The organism is Clostridioides sp. ES-S-0005-03, from assembly GCF_020658455.1.
Lineage (GTDB): Bacteria > Bacillota > Clostridia > Peptostreptococcales > Peptostreptococcaceae > Clostridioides.
In genome coordinates this window covers 626,370-645,567 of the sequence record NZ_JACVWI010000002.1, presented here as the reverse complement: position 1 = coordinate 645,567, position 19,198 = coordinate 626,370, and the positions used below count along the sequence as shown (strand labels likewise).

Below are 19,198 nucleotides of genomic sequence, written 5' to 3'. Positions count from 1 at the left end.
ATGGATAAAATGTCATTTGAAAAAATAAATAATAATAATCTAGATAAAATACACAGCAGGAAATGTATTATGTTTGTAAATTTTAATCAAAAAGAATTATCATTAATTAAAAATGTTAGTAATTTTGCTGGAATAAGAGACCATATCATTTTAAGTGATAAAAATGGTGAAAACATAGTAAGAGATATTTTGGATGGGAATATATCAAGTGAATGTGATAATGGAATTAAAAGTAAGTCTGTAATATTTAATAATATTTCCAGCACACAAGTAAATGCATTTTTAGAAGGATTGAAAAAAGTAAGAATAAATAGACCTTTTACAGCAATGGTAACAGAGACATCTATTGATTGGACATTAAATAATTTAATAGAAAATTTAGTTCAAGAACGCAATGCTATGTCTTCAGGAAAAACAATTGAGCATAAGTAAATTAGTTTTTAGAACCATCTTCTAATAAATTTAACTAATATGTGTTAAGTATCATATTATACTGTAAGATATAAAAATCTTAATATAAGTGGATGGAGGAAAGTAAAATGAAAGTATTATTTACAATAAATTATGGAGAAGAAAAATTTAAAAAAATAAATGAATTAGGATATGATGTTATACATTATTCTGAAGATAGTATAGAAAATAATGAAGATGTAAACACTGCAGATGTGCTAGTTACATATAATCCTTTTGACAGACTAGATATTTCCAAAATGGAAAATTTAAAATATATACAAACAACAAGTGTAGGTATAGACCAAATACCAAAAGAAGATGTGTTAAAAAGAGATATCAAAATAGCTAACAATAGAGGCGGGTATAGTATACCTATTGGTGAAAGCATTGTTATGTATATTTTAGAAATTTATAAAAATAGTGCAAAATTTTTTAAACAACAGAAAAATAAAGAATGGAAAATGGATTTTTCTGTATCAGAATTATATGGTCAAAGGGTTGGATTTCTTGGAACAGGAACTATATCATCAGAAGCAGCTAAAAGGTTAAAGGCCTTTGGTGTAGAAATATGGGGAGTCAATACTGATGGAAGTAATAAAAAATACTTTGACAAGTGTTTTTCTACTGAAGATATGGATGTTGTATTTAAGGAATGTGACATAATAGTCGTAGCAATGCCTTCTACAAAGAGTACAGACGGAATAGTAAATAAAGATATGTTTAATCTTATGAAAGAAGGTTCTGTATTTATTAATGTAGGTAGAGGAAACACCATTAATCAGAAAGATTTAGAAGATTGTGTAGAGAAGTTTAGAGGTGTAGCGTTAGATGTATTTGAAAGTGAGCCTTTAAGTAAAGATAATAAACTATGGGAGCTTGAAAATGTTATAGTAACTCCTCATAACTCTTGGGTGTCTGATAAAAATAAAGAGAGAACATTTAATATGGTCTATAATAATTTAAAACATTATATAATAGAAAATAAACCTGTAGATAATGTTGTAGATATATCAAAAGGTTATTAAATATATAAAAATTCTAATGAAAATAAAAAACTCTTATTGGTATTGTTAGAGATACTATAAGAGTTTTTTTTGTAATAAATTTAAAGTCAAAAAAGTGATATACTAAAAAATATATAAATAGGAAATAATTAATTATAGGGAAATTTTAAAATGATTCAATTTAAAAAATATGAAGAGGTGCTAAGAGTGAGCGTTAAAAATGAAATTAATAAACTTATAGAACAAATAAACTATCATAATGAAAGGTATTATAACCAAGATAGCCCAGAAATATCGGACTACGAATATGACAAGCTAATGAAAGAACTAATATCTTTGGAAGAACAAAATCCAGAACTAAAGAGAGTTGATTCTCCAACAAATAGAGTAGGAGGTAAGCCATTAGATAAATTTAATCAAATTGTACATAAAACTCCTATGCTAAGTTTATCAAATGCTTTTTCAGAACAAGATTTGAGAGATTTTGATAAGAGAGTTCAAGATTATGTGGGAGACAATGTTGAATACGTTGTTGAATTTAAAATAGATGGGCTTTCAGTAGGTCTTACCTATGATAATGGAGCGTTTGAAAAAGGAGCAACTAGAGGTGATGGGATTGTGGGAGAAGATATTTCTCAAAATTTAATGACGGTCAAAAGCATACCTCTTAAAATAGATGAAAAAAAAGAGTTAATAGTTAGAGGAGAAGTCTATATATCAAAAGATAACTTTAGAAAAGTGAATGAACAACAAGAAGAACAGGAACAACCACTATTTGCTAATCCAAGAAATCTTGCAGCAGGTTCATTAAGACAATTAGACTCAAAATTAACTGCAAAGAGACCACTAGATATATTTGTATTCAATATGGAAAATATAGAAGATTATGACTTAAAAAGTCACAGCGAATCCTTAGAATATTTAGAAAAGCTAGGCTTTTCAGTAAGTCAAAATTATAAAGTTTGTAAAAATATAGATGAAGTTATCGAACATATTGAACATTGGACAGAAAATAGAGGTAATTTAGAATACGAGATAGATGGAATGGTAATAAAAGTAAATAATATAAAACAAAGGGAAGAGATGGGATATACGGCAAAGAGCCCAAGATGGGCAATTGCATATAAATTTCCAGCAGAAAAGAAAAAAACTAAAATAGTAGATATAATAGTAGAAGTTGGAAGAACTGGTACAATAACACCATCAGCAGTACTTGAACCAGTTAGACTTGCTGGTACTACTGTAAGTAGAGCAACACTTCATAATGAAGACTATATAAAAGAGAAGGACATAAAAATAAATGATACAGTATTGGTTCAAAAAGCAGGAGATATAATACCTCAAGTTTTAGAAGTTATAAAAGAAGCTCGTACTGGGGAGGAAGTAGATTTTAAAATGCCAGAAAAATGCCCTGTTTGTTCAGAACCAACAGTAAGATTAGAAGGAGAAGCTGCTGTAAAGTGTATAAATATGTCTTGTCCAGCTCAAATAAGAAGGGGAATTATACATTTTGTATCAAGAGACGCGATGAATATAGATGGTTTAGGAGAATCTATAATTACATTGTTGCTAAATGAAAAAATAATTCAAGATGTGTCTGATTTATATTATATAAAACAGGAAGATGTAGTTGATTTAGAAAGAATGGGTGAAAAATCTGCTGATAATTTAATAAATTCAATAGAAAAGTCAAAAGAAAATGATTTATGGAGACTTATAAATGGTTTAGGAATTAAATTTATAGGCGTTAAGGCAGCTAAGATACTTGCTTCAAAATTTAAAGATTTAGATGATGTGATTTCTGCAACAATTGAGCAATTAGAAGATTTAGAGGAATTTGGGAGTATAATGGCAAATAGTGTTGTTGAGTTTTTTAAGGAAGATAAAAATATAAATGTCATAGAAAAACTAAAAAGTGTAGGAGTAAATACAAAATCATTAGAAAATACAGGTGAAACAGTAGAAAGAATATTTGAAGGAATGAAAATAGTATTGACTGGTACACTTCCTACATTAAAAAGAAATGATGCAAAAGATATGATAGAAAAAAGAGGTGGAAAAGCTACATCTAGTGTAAGTAAATCGACAACTTTTGTTTTAGCTGGAGAAGAAGCTGGCTCTAAACTTACAAAAGCAAATGATTTAGGAATTAAAGTTATAGATGAAGAGAGATTTTTAGAATTATTAACTTTATTATCGAAAGATGAAGTAAAAGCTATATTAGAGGGCTAAAAAGTCACTTAATTTAGTAGAAAACTACTATAATTAATGATAGAATAGTTCAGTAAGCTATCGAATTATGAAAAATGACATTATATGAGATTAATAAAATTAAAACTTATAAAAATAAATTTATAAAATATATAAGGATTAGGAAAGGATATAAAAAATGACCAGAAGTTATGATAGAACTAATGAACAGATAAGACCTGTAAAGATTACTAGAAATTATACAAAGTACGCAGAAGGTTCTGTTCTTATAGAAATGGGAGAGACAAAGGTTATATGTACTGCATCAGTGGAAGAAAAAGTACCTCCTTTTTTGAGAAATAGTGGTACTGGGTGGATAAATGCTGAATATTCAATGTTACCAAGGGCAACTCAACAGAGAAAAATAAGGGACGCATCTAGAGGAAAAATCGACGGAAGAACTCAAGAGATACAAAGGTTAATAGGAAGAGCGATAAGGTCTGTTATAGACTTAAATAAATTAGGAGAAAGAACTATTTGGGTAGATTGTGATGTGATTCAAGCTGATGGTGGAACTAGAACTGCATCTATAACTGGGGCGTTTGTAGCAGTTGCAGAAGCAATCTATAAATTATATAAAGCAAAAACATTAAAAGAAATGCCAATAACAAATTTTGTATCTGCAATTAGTGTCGGAATAGTAAATGAAACTCATATGCTAGATTTATGTTACGAAGAAGATTCTAAAGCACAAGTAGATATGAATATAATAATGACTGATAAGTGTGAGTTTGTAGAAGTACAGGGGACTGGTGAAGAGAAACCTTTTTCAAGAAAAGATTTAAATTTATTGTTAGAGTTAGGAGAAAAAGGGAATAAAGAACTAATAAGGCATCAAAGGGATGTTTTAGGTGAAATAGCAGATGAGATATTAGGTATGGATTATGGCAATGAAGTTGTTATTGCTACTAATAATGCTCATAAGTTAGAAGAAATAGGTGCAATCTTAAAGGACTTTGAATATACTGTATATTCTCTAAAAGATGTTGATTTAGCAGGTATAGAAATAATAGAGGATGGAAAAACCTTTGAGCATAATGCATTGATAAAAGCTAGAACAATAGCTAGAAAAACTAAACTTATAGCTATAGCAGATGATTCTGGTTTAGAGGTAGATGCATTAGGCAAAAAACCAGGTGTTTATTCAGCTAGATATGCAGGAGAGCATGCTACAGATGAAGAAAATAGAGAAAAGCTATTAAAAGCCATGCAAAATGTGCCAATGAGTAAAAGAAATGCAAGATTTGTCTCTGCAATAGCAGTAGTTTTTCCAGATGGAAAAGAATTTGTAGTAAGAGGAATTTGTGAAGGAATGATAGGCTTTGAAGAAAAGGGCAAAAATGGCTTTGGATATGATAGCTTGTTTATAGTAAAGGGATATAATAAAACTTTTGGTGAAATACCTAGTGTTATAAAAAATTCAATCAGCCACAGAGCAAATGGACTAAAGATTATGAAACAAGAGTTTATGAAAAGGGTAGTGAAGTAATGAGAATAGGCATAATAAGTGATACACATATGATGATTAAAAATATGGAAAAGACAATACCATATTTAGAAGAATGTGACTTAATAATTCATGCAGGAGACAACTTTACAGACTCAAGATATCTTCATAATATGACTAAAGTGGGAATTATTGCAGTTAAAGGAAATTGTGATTTTGATGCTATAGAAGAAGAACTTGTCTTTGAAGTAGCAAATAAGACTATATTTTTATGCCATGGTGATAAGTATGGTGTAAAATATGGAACACAAATGTTAGAAAATAAAGCTACTGAAGTTAATGCTGACATAGTTATATTCGGTCATACTCATACTCCATTTAGAGAAATTAAAAATGGTGTGCTTTACATAAATCCTGGAAGTACTTCACTTCCAAGAGGAGTATCGTATAAGAGTTTTGTAATTATGGAGATAGAAGAAGATGATATAAATATAGAGGAAATACGCATATAAAGGTGTATTTATCTAAAAAAATAGCAAAAAACACTCAAAAAATTAAATTTTATCAAATAAGTACAACGATATTAATGGAACACTTGTAAATAAAAAAACTTATGTGATATAATTAAGTGGTTGAATTATAAATAGAATGAATTATGATACCATTATCGGGTATTACATAAATATCACTAGGAGGATTAGAAGGATGAAAGCAGAACTAATTAAAAAAGAGGGTAATAAAGTTACTTTAAAAATAACAGTAGATAACAATAAATTTGAAGCAGCAGTAAATAAGGCTTATAATAAAAGCAAAAGCAAATATAATATACCTGGATTCAGAAAAGGTAAAGCTCCAAGAATTGTTATAGAAACTCAATATGGAAAAGGTATCTTCTATAATGATGCTATAGAAGTGTTATTCCCAGAAGTTTATCCAGAAGCTATCAAGGAATTAGATATAGATCCAATAGACAATCCAGATTTAGATATAGAAGAAATAAGCAAAGACAATGGATTAGTTATGGTTCTTAATGTTGAAGTTAAACCAGAGTTTGAATTAGGAAACTATAAGGGTATAGAAGTAGCTAAGGTTGAGAATACTGTAAGTGATGAAAATGTTGAAGCTAAATTACAAGAAATGGTTGAAAAAAATGCTAGATTAGTAAGTGTTGAAGACAAAGCTTTAGAAGATGGAGATACAGCTATAATAGACTTTGAAGGTTTTGACAATGGTGTAGCTTTTGATGGTGGTAAAGGTGAAAATTATAACTTAGTTATAGGTTCAAACACATTTATACCAGGATTTGAAGAGCAATTAGTAGGTAAAAAAGCTGGTGAAGAAGTTGAAGTTAATGTTACTTTCCCAGAAGAATACCACTCAGAAGATTTAGCTGGAAAGCCAGTTGTATTTAATGTAAAAGTAAATGATGTAAAAGTAAAAGAATTATCTGTATTAGATGATGAATTTGCTAAAGATACTAGTGAATTTGATACTTTAGATGAATTAAAAGCAGATGTAAGAGCTAAATTAGAAGAAGAAGCTAAAAATAAAGCAGATGCAGAAATTAGAAATTCAGTAGTAGAAAAAGTTGCTGAAAATACAGAAATAGAAATACCAGAAGTTATGGTAGAACATCAAATAGATAATATGTTAAACGAACTTAACTACCAATTACAATATCAAGGATTTGGATTACAACAATTACTAGAGATGACTGGTAGAACTATGGAAGAATTAAGAGAAGAAAGAAAAGAAGATGCTAAAAAATTAGTTAAATCTTCTCTAGTATTGGAAGCAATAACTAAAGCTGAAGGAATTGAATCAACAGAAGAAGAATTTAAAGCTGAATTAGAAAAAATGGCTTCTGCTTACAATATGGAAGTAGAAAAAATAGAAACTACTTTAAGAGATGCTGATAAGGAAGATATAAAAGGACAAATAAAAATAAGAAAGACAATAGACTTATTAGTTGAAAGTGCGACAATAGCTTAATAAAATAACCGCTATAACTAATATAGTTGACGTTATAGAATGTTTAGTATATAATGTTGTGCAAATATAATTTAGTTAAATGCGTAAAATAATTTACAGTAGCTTAAAAAAGCTACTGTAAATTATATAGAATAAAGGGGGTATGAAACCATGGCATTAGTACCTGTAGTTGTTGAACAAACAGGAAGAGGAGAAAGATCTTATGACATCTTCTCTAGACTATTAAAGGACAGAATAATCTTCTTAGGAGATCAAGTTAATGATGCCACAGCAGGGCTTATAGTAGCACAGCTATTATTCTTAGAAGCTGAAGACCCAGACAAAGATATACATTTATATATAAATTCTCCAGGAGGAAGTATAACTTCTGGAATGGCTATATATGATACTATGCAATACATCAAACCAGATGTAAGTACTATATGTATAGGTATGGCTGCTTCTATGGGAGCATTCTTGTTGGCAGCAGGAGCAAAAGGAAAAAGACTAGCACTACCAAATAGTGAGATAATGATACATCAACCACTAGGTGGAGCTCAAGGTCAAGCAACAGATATAGAAATTCACGCAAAGAGAATTTTAAAAATAAAAGAAACTTTAAATGAAATATTATCTGAAAGAACTGGTCAGCCATTAGAGAAAATCAAAATGGATACTGAACGTGATAACTTCATGAGTGCATCAGAAGCTAAGGAATATGGCTTAATAGATGAAGTATTTACAAAGAGACCGTAGATAGAGAGAGGTGTTAATATGTCTAAATACGAAGAGAAACGACAATTAAAGTGTTCATTCTGCGGTAAAAATCAAGATCAAGTAAGAAGATTAATTGCAGGTCCAAATGTATACATTTGTGATGAGTGTGTTGAACTTTGTGACGAAATTATTCAAGAAGAAATAGAAGATACTATAGATGAAGATACTACATCTTTACCAAAACCAAAAGAAATGATGAATATCTTAAATGATTATGTAATAGGTCAAGAAAAAGCTAAAAAAGCTTTATCAGTTGCAGTTTACAATCATTACAAGAGAATATATAGTAAAAAGTCTAGTAGCAAGGATATAGAAATCCAAAAGAGTAATATACTTTTATTAGGGCCTACAGGTTCTGGTAAGACATTATTAGCACAGACTTTAGCTAGAACTTTAAATGTACCTTTTGCAATGGCAGATGCTACATCACTAACTGAGGCTGGATATGTTGGAGAAGATGTTGAAAATATACTTTTAAAACTTATTCAAGCTGCTGATTTTGATATAGAAAAAGCTGAAAGAGGTATAATATATATAGATGAGATAGATAAGATTGCAAGAAAATCTGAAAATCCATCTATAACTAGAGATGTTAGTGGAGAGGGTGTTCAACAAGCTCTTTTAAAAATATTAGAAGGTACTGTTGCAAATGTCCCACCACAAGGAGGAAGAAAACATCCTCATCAAGAATTTTTAAAGATAGATACTACAAATGTATTATTTATATTAGGTGGAGCTTTTGATGGGCTAGAAAAGATAATCCAAAAACGTGGTGGAGATAAGACACTAGGATTTGGAGCTAAGATAGAAAGTAAAAAAGAATTAGATTTAGGGAAGTTATATGAAAAAGTACTTCCAGAGGATTTATTAAAGTATGGTATAATACCTGAATTTATAGGAAGAATACCAGTTTTAGCTACTTTAGAATTGCTGGATGAAGATGCACTAATGCAAATACTACAACAACCTAAAAATGCTCTAGTAAAACAATATAAGAAATTATTAGAGTTAGATGATGTTGAACTAGAATTTGAAGATGATGCTCTTCGTGCAATAGCTAAAAAGGCTATAGAAAGAAATACAGGAGCTAGAGGACTTAGAAGTATAGTTGAAAGTGTAATGATGGAAACTATGTTTGAAGTACCATCTAGAGATAATATAAAGAAGGTTATAGTAACAGAGAAATCTGTGAACGAAGACTCAGTAAATCCTATCATAGTACTTAAGGATCAAGAGGAAAGTGCATAAGATGATGAAAAGGAGCTTTAAAAGGCTCCTTTTTTTATGCTAATATGAAATTAGGTATTATTATGATAAAAATGTGAGTAGAATACCTATAATACCAAAGACGAATACAATTGCAATAGAGCCAATTTTTCCCTTATATAGAAGATAGAATGATGTTACAAATGCGATTATTCCATATAAGTCCCAGTTAACTTCTTTTGCAGATGAAAAAGCGGCTGACAGTATAAAACCTAGAGTAATTGGTCTAAGTACCATTAATAAATTCTCTACCTTTTTATTATTTTTGAACTTAGCAAATAACTTTGATATAATGGTTAAACCTACTAATGCAAATACTGTAACACCGATAGTTGCAGATAAAGAACCAAAAAAACCAGCAGTCTTAAATCCAACAAATGTAGCACTATTTATTGCTACAGGACCTGGCGTAGATTGTGATATAGCAAGTAAATCTAAGAACTCTTGATTAGTTATAAGGTGGTATTTAGATATAAATTCTTGTTGAATAAATGGTAGCATAGCATAACCACCACCAAAACTAAAGGCTCCTATTTTAAGGAATATTAAGAAGAGTAGTGTTATTTCTGACATAGACTATATACACCTCCTCCAATTATTAAATAAATAGGACTTATATTGAATACACCAACAGATAAAACTGCTATAATTAATAGTAGTATGTTAGTTTTAGACTTTGGCAGTTTCTTAAACATGCTTGTAAAAGAATACAATATAAGAGCTATTACTACAGGCGCAACTCCTTTAAAAAATCCATCTAGAATTTTAGATGAGGAATTTTTAAAGTATAAATATGACAATACTAAGACTATACAAAATGACGGTAGAGCAGAGCCTAGGGTACATATAAGAACTCCTGGTATACCATAAAGCTTATATCCTAATAATACAGATATATTAATTGCTAGTACTCCAGGATAACTTTGAGCTATGGATAGATAATCGATAAATTCTTCCTGCTCTAAAAGTTTTTGTTTGTTTACAAGTTCATCTTGTATAAGAGGAACCATAGCGTATCCACCACCAAATGTAAACGCACCAATTTTTAAAAAGGTTAAAAACAATTTCAACATAATAGAAACCTCCAAATGATAAATAACATCTAAGTATACTAACATTAATATTATATCATAATAAAATAATAATATAATATGCCAAGAAGTTATTGTTAATGTTGAAAATTAACATGTGCAAATATATAATATAAAATGCAAAATAATTAAACTAGAAAAGGAGTAATGTTGATGGAACAAAATTATACTAAAATAGATCATGAATTACCATTAATCCCTTTGAGGGGATTAGCAATATTTCCATATATGATATTAAATTTTGATATAGGAAGAGAAATATCTCTTAAAGCTTTAGACCAAGCTATGATGGATGAAGAACTTATATTTTTAACATCTCAAAAAGAAGCAGATGTTGATGAACCAGGTGAAGAGGATTTTTATCATGTAGGAACAATTTGTAAAGTTAAACAAATGATAAAATTACCAGGAGATACAGTTCGTGTTTTGGTTGAGGGTGTATCAAGAGGTAGAGTTAAAAAAATAGAACAAGAAGAAGGATACTTTAGAGCAGTAATAGAAGAAATTGTTTTTGATAGTGATAATTTAGATAGTGAAACAGAAGTTGAAATTGAAGCATTTGTAAGAAATGTATTTGATGCTTTTGAAGAGTATATAAATATTGGAAATAGAGTATCACCAGAAATATTGATATCTTTAGCTGATATAGAAGATGTAGATAGATTTATAGATACAATAGCTGCAAATATTTATCTAAAATCAAGTCAGAAACAAGAAATATTAGAAGAATTTGATATTAAGAAAAGACTTGAACTTATATATTCTATATTACTAGAAGAGATAGATATATTAAAAATAGAAAAAAAGATAACTTTAAGAGTTAAAAAACAAATGAATAAAGTTCAAAAAGAATACTATCTTAGAGAGCAATTAAAAGCTATACAAAAGGAATTAGGTGAGGAAGAAGACATAAATTCTGAAGCAGATGAGTATAGAGAAAAGCTTAAAAAAATAAAAGCACCTAAAACTACTAAAGAGAAAATAGAAAAAGAAATTGATAAATTTTCAAAGATATCTTCAATGTCTCCAGATGTATCTGTAAGTAGAAATTATTTGGATACTATATTCTCATTACCATGGAATAAAGAAACAAAGGATAAACTAGATATAGTTAAAGCACAAGCTATACTAGATGAGGATCATTACGGGCTGGAGAAGGTTAAAGAAAGAATATTAGAGTATTTAGCCATAAGAACTCTTGCTAAATCACTTAAAGGTCCTATAATATGTCTAGTTGGACCTCCAGGGACAGGGAAAACATCTATAGTCAAATCAATAGCAAGAGCATTAAATAGAAAATTTGTAAGAATATCTTTAGGTGGCGTTAGAGATGAAGCCGAAATAAGAGGACACAGAAGGACTTATGTAGGTTCTATTCCAGGAAGAATAATTAATGGAGTCAAAGAAGCTCAGACTAAAAATCCTGTGTTTTTATTTGATGAGATAGATAAAATGGCAGCAGATTATAAAGGTGACCCAGCTTCAGCTATGCTGGAAGTATTGGACCCAGAGCAAAATAAGGATTTTGTGGACCACTATTTAGAAATACCTTTTGATTTATCAAAGATACTATTTGTTACAACAGCAAACAGTTTAAGCAATATTCCAAGACCATTATTGGATAGAATGGAAGTAATAGAAGTATCTGGATATATAGAAGAAGAAAAGTTAAATATAGCAAAACAATACTTACTTCCAAAACAAATTAAAGAGCATGCTTTAAAAGAGAATTTTGTAAAAATGGATGATGAAACTTTAAGAAGCATAATAAATCATTATACAAGAGAAGCTGGAGTAAGAACATTAGAAAGAACTATTGGTAAAGTTTGTAGAAAAATTGCCAAAAAATATGTTGAGGACCCAACACTTGAAGAAGTTGTTGTAAATAAGTCTGACTTAGAAAAATATCTTGGAAAAGATATGTTTAAATACCAACTTGCAGAGCTTAATCCTCAAATAGGGCTTGTAAATGGACTTGCATGGACAGCAGTTGGTGGAGTTACCCTTGAAGTAGAGGTAAATGTGCTTAAAGGAAAGGGTGAAATTGTATTAACTGGAAAACTAGGAGATGTTATGAAAGAATCTGCTAAGACAGGTATTTCTTATATAAGATCAATAGTGGACAAGTTTGATATAGACCCTGATTTTTATAAAACTAATGATATTCATATACACATTCCAGAAGGTGCTGTTCCAAAAGATGGACCATCAGCTGGTATAACTATGGCACTTGCAGTGATTTCAGCACTTACTAAGAGACCTGTACCAGGTAATATAGCTATGACAGGAGAAATAACTTTAAGAGGTAGAGTGTTAGCTGTAGGAGGAGTTAAGGAAAAACTATTAGCAGCTCATAGAGCTGGCATAACAAAAGTTCTAATTCCTAAAGAGTGTGAAGCTGATTTAGATGAGATACCAGAAAATGTAAAAGAAAAGATGGAGTTTGTACTTGTAGAGCATATGGATGAAGTATTAGAACAAGCTTTATTAAAGAGTGGTGAAAAAAATGAAAATTAGAAGTTCAGAGATAACTATGAGTGCTGTGAATAAATCACAGTATCCAGCAGAAGGTATCCCAGAGATAGCTCTGGCTGGTAGGTCAAATGTTGGAAAATCATCAATAATAAATACATTACTTAATAGAAGAAACTTTGCTAGAACTAGTCAAACACCAGGAAAAACTAGAACTATAAATTTTTATCTTATAAATAACGAATTTTATTTTGTAGACCTTCCAGGATATGGGTATGCTAAAATAGCCAAATCTGAAAAAGAAAAATGGGGAGGTATAATGGAACGATATCTAGAAAGTAGACAAGAATTATGTTCTATATTCCTACTTGTAGATATTAGACATGAACCTACAGCAGACGATAAACTTATGTACGAATGGATAAAACATTTTGGATATAACTGTGTAGTTATTGCAACTAAGGCAGACAAAATATCTAGAGGACAATATCAAAAGCATATAAGTATTATAAGAAAGAAATTGCAAATGGAGAGTAGTGAAAAAGTAATTCCTGTTTCTTCGCTAAAAAAGACTGGTGTTGAAGAACTTTGGGAAGAAATTGTAAGTCAATACAATCAACATGGATATGAAATAACAGTAGATTAATTTTAAGTGTTTATATATATTAAAATCAAATAAAGGATGCCTCAAAATGTTTTTAAGGGAAATTTTGTGGCATCCTTGTTGTTTATAAGCAATAAATATCAGTAATTATTGTTAGAAATTAATAAAATTAATAAAATTAATAAAATTAGTGTAAATTAGTTTGTTTAAAGATTTACTGACTTATATAATTAGTAATGAATTTTGACTAAGAAGTAGATTTTTCTGTCTTTCTCATAAAGCAAACGGTAAGTATGAGTCCTATAAAGCATACTGATGCTGCAATCCAGTAAGATTGATTACTAGCCGCAACATAAGCTAGTGTATGACTTGTAGACTTTTGATGATATGTAAGTCTTTGTGCAAAGAAACTACTGAAAAAGGCTGTTCCAAGAGCAAATGACAAATTACGAACAGTTGCAAGAAAACTTCCCCCATATCCTTGTTTTTGAGGAGGAACGTCTGCCAAGATACTACTATTGTTTGGTGAACTAAAAGAACCTAATCCAACGCCAAAAATAATTAAGCATAGAATCAAAAGATATAATGGAGAATCAGCTTTTAAAAGTGCCATTCCAACCAGAGCAATAGTCATAAATGAAAAAGATACAGTCAGAATATTTTTTGCACCATGTTTGTCAGAAAGAGAACCGTAAATAGGTGCTATAAGTACCATAATAAGTGGATGAACAGTCATGACAGAACCAGCCATCAGAGGAGATAAATTTTTTAGTTGTTCTAGATAAAAAGGAAGTAGAAAAGATACTGCCATTTGAGGAAAATAACAAGCTATTCCAATAATATTGCCTATAGTGAAATTTCTATTTTTAAACAAAGGTAAATCAATAAAACTTTGTTCAAATTTTACTTCTCTTAATACCAACATTAAAAATGCTATAATTGCTACTATTCCTAGATACCATTTTGTATTTCCTTCTCCATTCATTGCAAGTAAGATAAGTGTGGTACAAGATGCAAATAATAGAAGTCCTGGAATATCGAAACTTTTGTTTTGTTCATCTAAAATAGGTTTTGGTAGAAATTTTATTCCAAGAAAAACTGCTATAATACCAATAGGTATATTGATTATGAAGATAGAAGGCCATCCAAAGTGCTCTAAAAGTATTCCACCAATTACAGGACCACTCATATTCCCTATCCCAACTACTGCTCCAGTAATTCCTATAGCCTTTCCCTTCTCATTTGCTGGAAATGCATTAGAAACTATACCAAGTCCAGTTGCCATTAAAATACTTGCTCCAATTGCTTGAAATATTCTTGATAAAATCAATGTTGTTAGGTTATTAGATATACTACATAGAAAGGAACCTATTGTAAATACAAAAAATCCTAACGTATATAGATAATTTGAACCCACCTTATCGCCAAATTTCCCAAAAAACAACATAGTAGCTGTTACAACCAACATATAAGCTGTAACTACCCATTGGATTTGCGACATATTAATTTTAAAGTCGGCAGCAATTGTAGGATTTGCGATATTTAGTATACTTCCATCAAGAGTAGACATAAATACACCAATACAGATGATAATTAATACTATCCATTTTTGTTTCACTGATAACACCCCAATCTTTTACATAGTAGATTTTGTTTTATAAGTACAGTATAGTTACAAAATAAACAACAAAAAAGCACCTATGTCTTAGGTACCTTAGAATATGTTTATTTTCATGAATAAATGCGGTAGTTGAAGGATTTGTATAGATTACTCATGTAAAATTACATAAAGGTACTCGTATACTATTTTCTTCTACCATCCAGATTTTACTGTCGGCTTTGGAATTTGACCAAATTCTGCCATAAGGCTCGCGGGCTTTTACCGCCGATAGGGAATTTCACCCATTTCTGAAGAAAAACAGATGTATTTTTTAATTTTATTTTAACATAAAATAACAATCGAGACAATTAGATTTAAGCAACACAGACAGTTACACCACAATATAGAAGGTTTTATTATACTTTTGGACAAAATCTAAATTAGAGTAAAATAATAGATTGAAATTAAGTAAAATAAGTTATTGTCATTGCTGAATGATAAGTTTTATATTTAGTAAAAGCATAAAGCTGTAACAAAACTCGTATAATATTAATATCTTAATTAAGAGGTATGGTAAATTATGAGGAGGCGCTAATATGGAAGGAAAGATAAAAAAGGCATTTCCAGGTGGAAACACATCACAAGGCTCATATTCTTTTTTTGACTATATAATTCCGGAAAATGTAAAAAGAGTTTTTTGTTTAAAGGGTGGACCTGGAGTAGGAAAATCCTCACTAATGAAAAAAATTTATAAAGAGTTTTTGCATAGAGGATATGATATTGAATTATATCATTGCCCTTCTGACCCAAGTTCGTTGGATGGTGTAGTTATAAAGAAACTAGGCGTGGTACTTATGGATGCAACTGCTCCACATACTGTAGACCCTAAACTCCCAGGTGCTTTGGACGAAATAATTAATTTAGGAGATTACTGGAATACAGAGGAGTTAGAAAAAAATAGACAAGAAATTTCAAACTATGATAAAGATATTAGTAATGCTTTTAAAAGAGCATTTAAATTTTTAAAATCAGCAGAGCCAATTTTTAGAGATATCGAGGAAAAATATTCTGACTGTATGGACTATGGAAAAGTAAATTTAGTTACAGAAGAATTCATAAAAAGATTATTTGATGGAGTAGATAGTACAGGAAAGTTAAAGAAAGAAAAGCATTTATTTGGCTCAGGGATAACTCCTGTAGGATGCTTAGATTATACAGAACATATTTTAAAGGATGTAGGGAAGGTTTATTATTTATCAGGGGAAATAGGCTCTGGGAAAACTACACTTTTGAGTAAAGTGTACAAAAAAGCAATTGAGAAAGGTTTGAATGTAGAAGTTTATCACTATCCGCTTATTCCTGAAAAAATTGAAACTATATTATTAACTGATTTAGATATAGGAATAACTATAAGCAGTACTTTTAAAGATGAAGATACAATTGATTTGAATCAATTTTTAAATAGAGAAAAATTACTTAAATACGAAGAAGATATTAAATTTGATGAGAAAGTTTTAGATGACTTAATTTGTTGGTCAATTTTAAATCTTAAGAGAGCTAAATCAAAACATGATATTATAGAAAGTTACTATAGTCCGAATATGAGATTTGATGAAGTAGGAAAATTGAGAGATGAATTAGTTAAGAGAATCTCAAAATATGAGGAAAATATATAAAGTATGTCTGTTTAAAATTAATATTAACTAGTATATATAATCAACAGCAGACTGCTATGGCTTTAAAGCTATGGCAGTCTGCTGTTTTTTGCTATAATTTAAACAGATAAATCTTTGCACAAAAAGACAAGAAAATTTAGAGAATTTATTATAAAATATGGGGGTACATATGAAATGAAATGGCTATATGGATTACAACAATCTATTGATTATATTGAAGAAAATATTTTAGAAAAGTTAGATTATGAATATTTAGCAAGGTATACAAATATGTCAGTGTTTTATTATCAACGAATGTTTAGTGTATTAGTAGGTATATCTGTTGGTGAATATATTAGGAATAGAAGATTAACACTAGCTGGGCTTGAATTAACTACTTCAAATAGTAAAATTATAGACATAGCTTTTAAATATGGTTACGAAACAGCAGAAAGCTTTACTAAAGCCTTTGTTAGATTTCATGGAATAACGCCATCTATTGCTAGAAAAGGAAATTCAAGCCTAAAATCATTTAGCAAGATAACATTAAAAATATCTTTAGATGGAGGAAATACTTTAGATTACAAAATTGTCGATGAGGGAGAATTTTCAGTAATTGCTTTAAAAAAACAATTTTCGAAAGATGAAGATGTATTTAGAAAACAAATACCAAGGTTTTGGCAAGACTTGTTTAAGAGTAGTTTGTATAGAGAACTAATTTCTTATGTAAAAGAAAACACTATTACAAAAGGTGGGATTTTAGGAATAGATGAAATGGCAGTTTCACAAAACAAACAATTATTTAATTATTATGCAGCTGTTGAGACGGATGAAAAACCTAAAAATGATAAATTTACCTTATTTAAAATACCTTCTCATAAGTGGGCTATTTTTAAGTGTACAGGTGCCATGCCAAATTCTATTCAAAACTTATGGGTAAAAATATATAGTGAGTTTTTCCAATGCTCTAGCTATGAACCAGTTGCTGATTTAAATTTTGAACTTTACCTTGAAGGAGATAGTAATAAAGATGATTATGTTAGTGAAATTTGGGTTCCAATAAAAAATAGGAGGAGTTTATGAAAAAATATAGAGTATCTGAGATAACAGCTTACTTTAATGCAGATGTGGAAACAGTTTGGAATATAGTTACAGACAATCGTGATTATAAATGGAGAAGTGATATAAGTAAAATTGAAGTATTCGATGATGGAAGTATTTTTATTGAGTACAATAAGGATGGAAACAGTACAAAATTTACTGTTACAGAAAAAACTAAAAATAAGCTTTATAAATTTAACATGGAAAATAAATTTTTCTATGGTAATTGGCAAGGTGAATTTTCTGAAGAGAATGAAAAAACTAAAATAGTGTTTATAGAAAATATATATGTTAAAAATCCTATTATAAAAGTTTTATCTTATCTCTTTATGAATTTAAAAAAAATACAAATACAATATGTTGAAGACTTAAAAAGAAAATTAAATGAGATGTAAAATATTAATACTTTGTATACATATAGATTTATTATAATTAAATTATATTGGAGAAATATTTTAATTTATAAATAAAAAGGAAATGAACTAGTAAAAACTCATTTCCTTTTTCTATTTTAGATTTTAATAGATTTATATTTACAATTACATTTTCTAAAGCATTAATTTTATTATATTTAAAAATTGGAAATAGAAAAAACTATTTTTAAGGCGACTTAAGTTATTTTTTTCTTCTACAGCAAAATCCAATGTACCCATATATTCGATGTTAGTAGGGTAGGGGCATAAGTATAATGTATGATATTATATACTAAAGATGAATTTTAACATATAACTCTGATATAATAAGCATATGTAAATGTTTAATATTTAATTAAAGAAAATTATCATATAAAAATAAATTTGTAAGGAGTAATACAGTATGAAAAAACAATATGTGTTTATAATACTAGCAAGTACTATTTTAGGTATGCTTGTTGGAACCATATTTAGAGATTATAGCAATGAAGAAACAGTTTATACAAGTAAGGATAAGTCAATAAGAAAAGAAATAAGAATAACAAGAAAATCTATAAAAGAACTGGCAAAAGAGAAAGATAAATTAGATAAAGAAATTAATTCAATGAAGAAAAATCAAAAGAATTCTGATGAAATCTCTAAAATAGAAAGTCTTAGGGAGAGTCTTTCATATTCAGATGTAAATGGTAGCGGAATAGTATTAAGTATAGATGCCATAGATGAAAAAACAGGAAACATTGCCAATAGCATAGACTACAATAAAATCCTTGTGAAAGTCATAAATGAATTAAAAGCAAATGGAGGAAAATACATAGAAATAAATGGTCAAAGAATTAATCAGTACTCAGAAGTTGTACTTGCAGGTAGCCATATAAATATAAATGGAGTTCCAGTGGCACAACCCTATGAAATAAAATGTATTGGTGATAAAGATAAACTATCTAGTTACGTAGATAAAGGTAGTAAATATTTAGATAGTATACAAAGTACTTATCCAATGAAAGTTAGTATAAAAGCTGAAGAAAATATCTCTATGAAAAAACTAAAAATACCTAATAAATTAAAGTATATAAAGGGTGAGTAAGATTATATTA

The 19,198-nt window shown here is 29.3% G+C and carries 17 protein-coding genes and 1 riboswitch; of the genes, 14 read left to right on the top strand and 3 right to left on the bottom strand.

All coding sequences use genetic code 11. The annotated features are described in order from the left end of the window. The first annotated feature begins 9 nt into the window (after window positions 1-9). The 8 genes from IC218_RS11965 (at window position 10) to clpX (ending at window position 9,150) form a co-directional block, all read left to right on the top strand. On the top strand, window positions 10-432 hold the full coding sequence (locus IC218_RS11965; protein ID WP_227481839.1) for a DUF3783 domain-containing protein: 423 nt from the start codon (window positions 10-12) through the stop codon (window positions 430-432). Window positions 433-539: 107 nt separating this feature from the next. Further along, the gene (locus tag IC218_RS11960) at window positions 540-1,478 is read left to right on the top strand and encodes a phosphoglycerate dehydrogenase (protein WP_227435742.1); all 939 of its coding nucleotides are present in this window, start codon (window positions 540-542) and stop codon (window positions 1,476-1,478) included. Window positions 1,479-1,664: 186 nt separating this feature from the next. Beyond that, window positions 1,665-3,689, top strand: coding sequence for an NAD-dependent DNA ligase LigA (ligA, locus tag IC218_RS11955; protein WP_227824506.1), 2,025 nt, complete (start codon window positions 1,665-1,667; stop codon window positions 3,687-3,689). Window positions 3,690-3,846: 157 nt separating this feature from the next. Next, on the top strand, window positions 3,847-5,196 hold the full coding sequence (rph, locus tag IC218_RS11950) for a ribonuclease PH (protein WP_227435745.1): 1,350 nt from the start codon (window positions 3,847-3,849) through the stop codon (window positions 5,194-5,196). Further along, window positions 5,196-5,666, top strand: coding sequence for a metallophosphoesterase family protein (locus IC218_RS11945; RefSeq protein ID WP_227435747.1), 471 nt, complete (start codon window positions 5,196-5,198; stop codon window positions 5,664-5,666). Before rph ends, IC218_RS11945 begins: the two co-directional genes overlap by 1 nt. A 193-nt stretch (window positions 5,667-5,859) precedes the next feature. After that, window positions 5,860-7,146, top strand: coding sequence for a trigger factor (gene tig / locus IC218_RS11940; protein ID WP_227824505.1), 1,287 nt, complete (start codon window positions 5,860-5,862; stop codon window positions 7,144-7,146). Window positions 7,147-7,296: 150 nt separating this feature from the next. Beyond that, complete coding sequence (gene clpP / locus IC218_RS11935) at window positions 7,297-7,881, top strand: ATP-dependent Clp endopeptidase proteolytic subunit ClpP (RefSeq protein WP_227435751.1); 585 nt, start codon at window positions 7,297-7,299, stop codon at window positions 7,879-7,881. 18 nt (window positions 7,882-7,899) lie between these two features. After that, window positions 7,900-9,150, top strand: a complete 1,251-nt coding sequence (clpX, locus tag IC218_RS11930; protein ID WP_227435752.1) for an ATP-dependent Clp protease ATP-binding subunit ClpX — start codon at window positions 7,900-7,902, stop codon at window positions 9,148-9,150. A 60-nt stretch (window positions 9,151-9,210) separates the two neighbouring features. On the opposite strand, the gene IC218_RS11925 is transcribed toward clpX, so the two are convergent. Next, complete coding sequence (locus IC218_RS11925; RefSeq protein WP_227824504.1) at window positions 9,211-9,741, bottom strand: chromate transporter; 531 nt, start codon at window positions 9,739-9,741, stop codon at window positions 9,211-9,213. Beyond that, the gene (locus tag IC218_RS11920; protein ID WP_227435756.1) at window positions 9,729-10,241 is read right to left on the bottom strand and encodes a chromate transporter; all 513 of its coding nucleotides are present in this window, start codon (window positions 10,239-10,241) and stop codon (window positions 9,729-9,731) included. The genes IC218_RS11925 and IC218_RS11920 overlap by 13 nt, the downstream gene beginning before the upstream one ends. 171 nt (window positions 10,242-10,412) lie before the next feature. Between IC218_RS11920 and lon the strand changes: the two genes are divergently transcribed. Together lon and yihA are read left to right on the top strand one after the other, a co-directional pair. After that, window positions 10,413-12,776: an endopeptidase La gene (gene lon / locus IC218_RS11915; protein ID WP_227435758.1), complete on the top strand. Its 2,364-nt coding sequence runs from the start codon at window positions 10,413-10,415 to the stop codon at window positions 12,774-12,776. Beyond that, window positions 12,766-13,377 (top strand): ribosome biogenesis GTP-binding protein YihA/YsxC, encoded by a 612-nt coding sequence (gene yihA, locus IC218_RS11910; RefSeq protein WP_227435760.1) that lies wholly within the window; start codon window positions 12,766-12,768, stop codon window positions 13,375-13,377. Before lon ends, yihA begins: the two co-directional genes overlap by 11 nt. Window positions 13,378-13,582: 205 nt before the next feature. Here the strand turns inward: yihA and IC218_RS11905 are convergent, their stop codons facing one another. After that, complete coding sequence (locus tag IC218_RS11905; RefSeq protein WP_227824503.1) at window positions 13,583-14,953, bottom strand: MFS transporter; 1,371 nt, start codon at window positions 14,951-14,953, stop codon at window positions 13,583-13,585. Between the two features lie 186 nt (window positions 14,954-15,139). Next, a riboswitch (FMN riboswitch) is annotated at window positions 15,140-15,255 on the bottom strand. A gap of 276 nt (window positions 15,256-15,531) precedes the next feature. Here IC218_RS11905 and IC218_RS11900 point away from each other — a divergent pair. The 4 genes from IC218_RS11900 to IC218_RS11885 all read left to right on the top strand — a co-directional run bounded on the left by IC218_RS11900 (window position 15,532) and on the right by IC218_RS11885 (window position 19,188). Continuing rightward, window positions 15,532-16,611 (top strand): ATP-binding protein, encoded by a 1,080-nt coding sequence (locus IC218_RS11900; RefSeq protein ID WP_227481844.1) that lies wholly within the window; start codon window positions 15,532-15,534, stop codon window positions 16,609-16,611. A 174-nt stretch (window positions 16,612-16,785) separates the two neighbouring features. Continuing rightward, on the top strand, window positions 16,786-17,673 hold the full coding sequence (locus tag IC218_RS11895) for an AraC family transcriptional regulator (RefSeq protein ID WP_227824502.1): 888 nt from the start codon (window positions 16,786-16,788) through the stop codon (window positions 17,671-17,673). Continuing rightward, a complete protein-coding gene (locus tag IC218_RS11890; RefSeq protein WP_227824501.1) occupies window positions 17,670-18,086 on the top strand; it encodes an SRPBCC family protein in 417 nt (138 codons plus the stop codon). The genes IC218_RS11895 and IC218_RS11890 overlap by 4 nt, the downstream gene beginning before the upstream one ends. Window positions 18,087-18,507: 421 nt before the next feature. Continuing rightward, window positions 18,508-19,188, top strand: coding sequence for a DUF881 domain-containing protein (locus IC218_RS11885; protein WP_227435794.1), 681 nt, complete (start codon window positions 18,508-18,510; stop codon window positions 19,186-19,188). Window positions 19,189-19,198 lie beyond the last annotated feature (10 nt).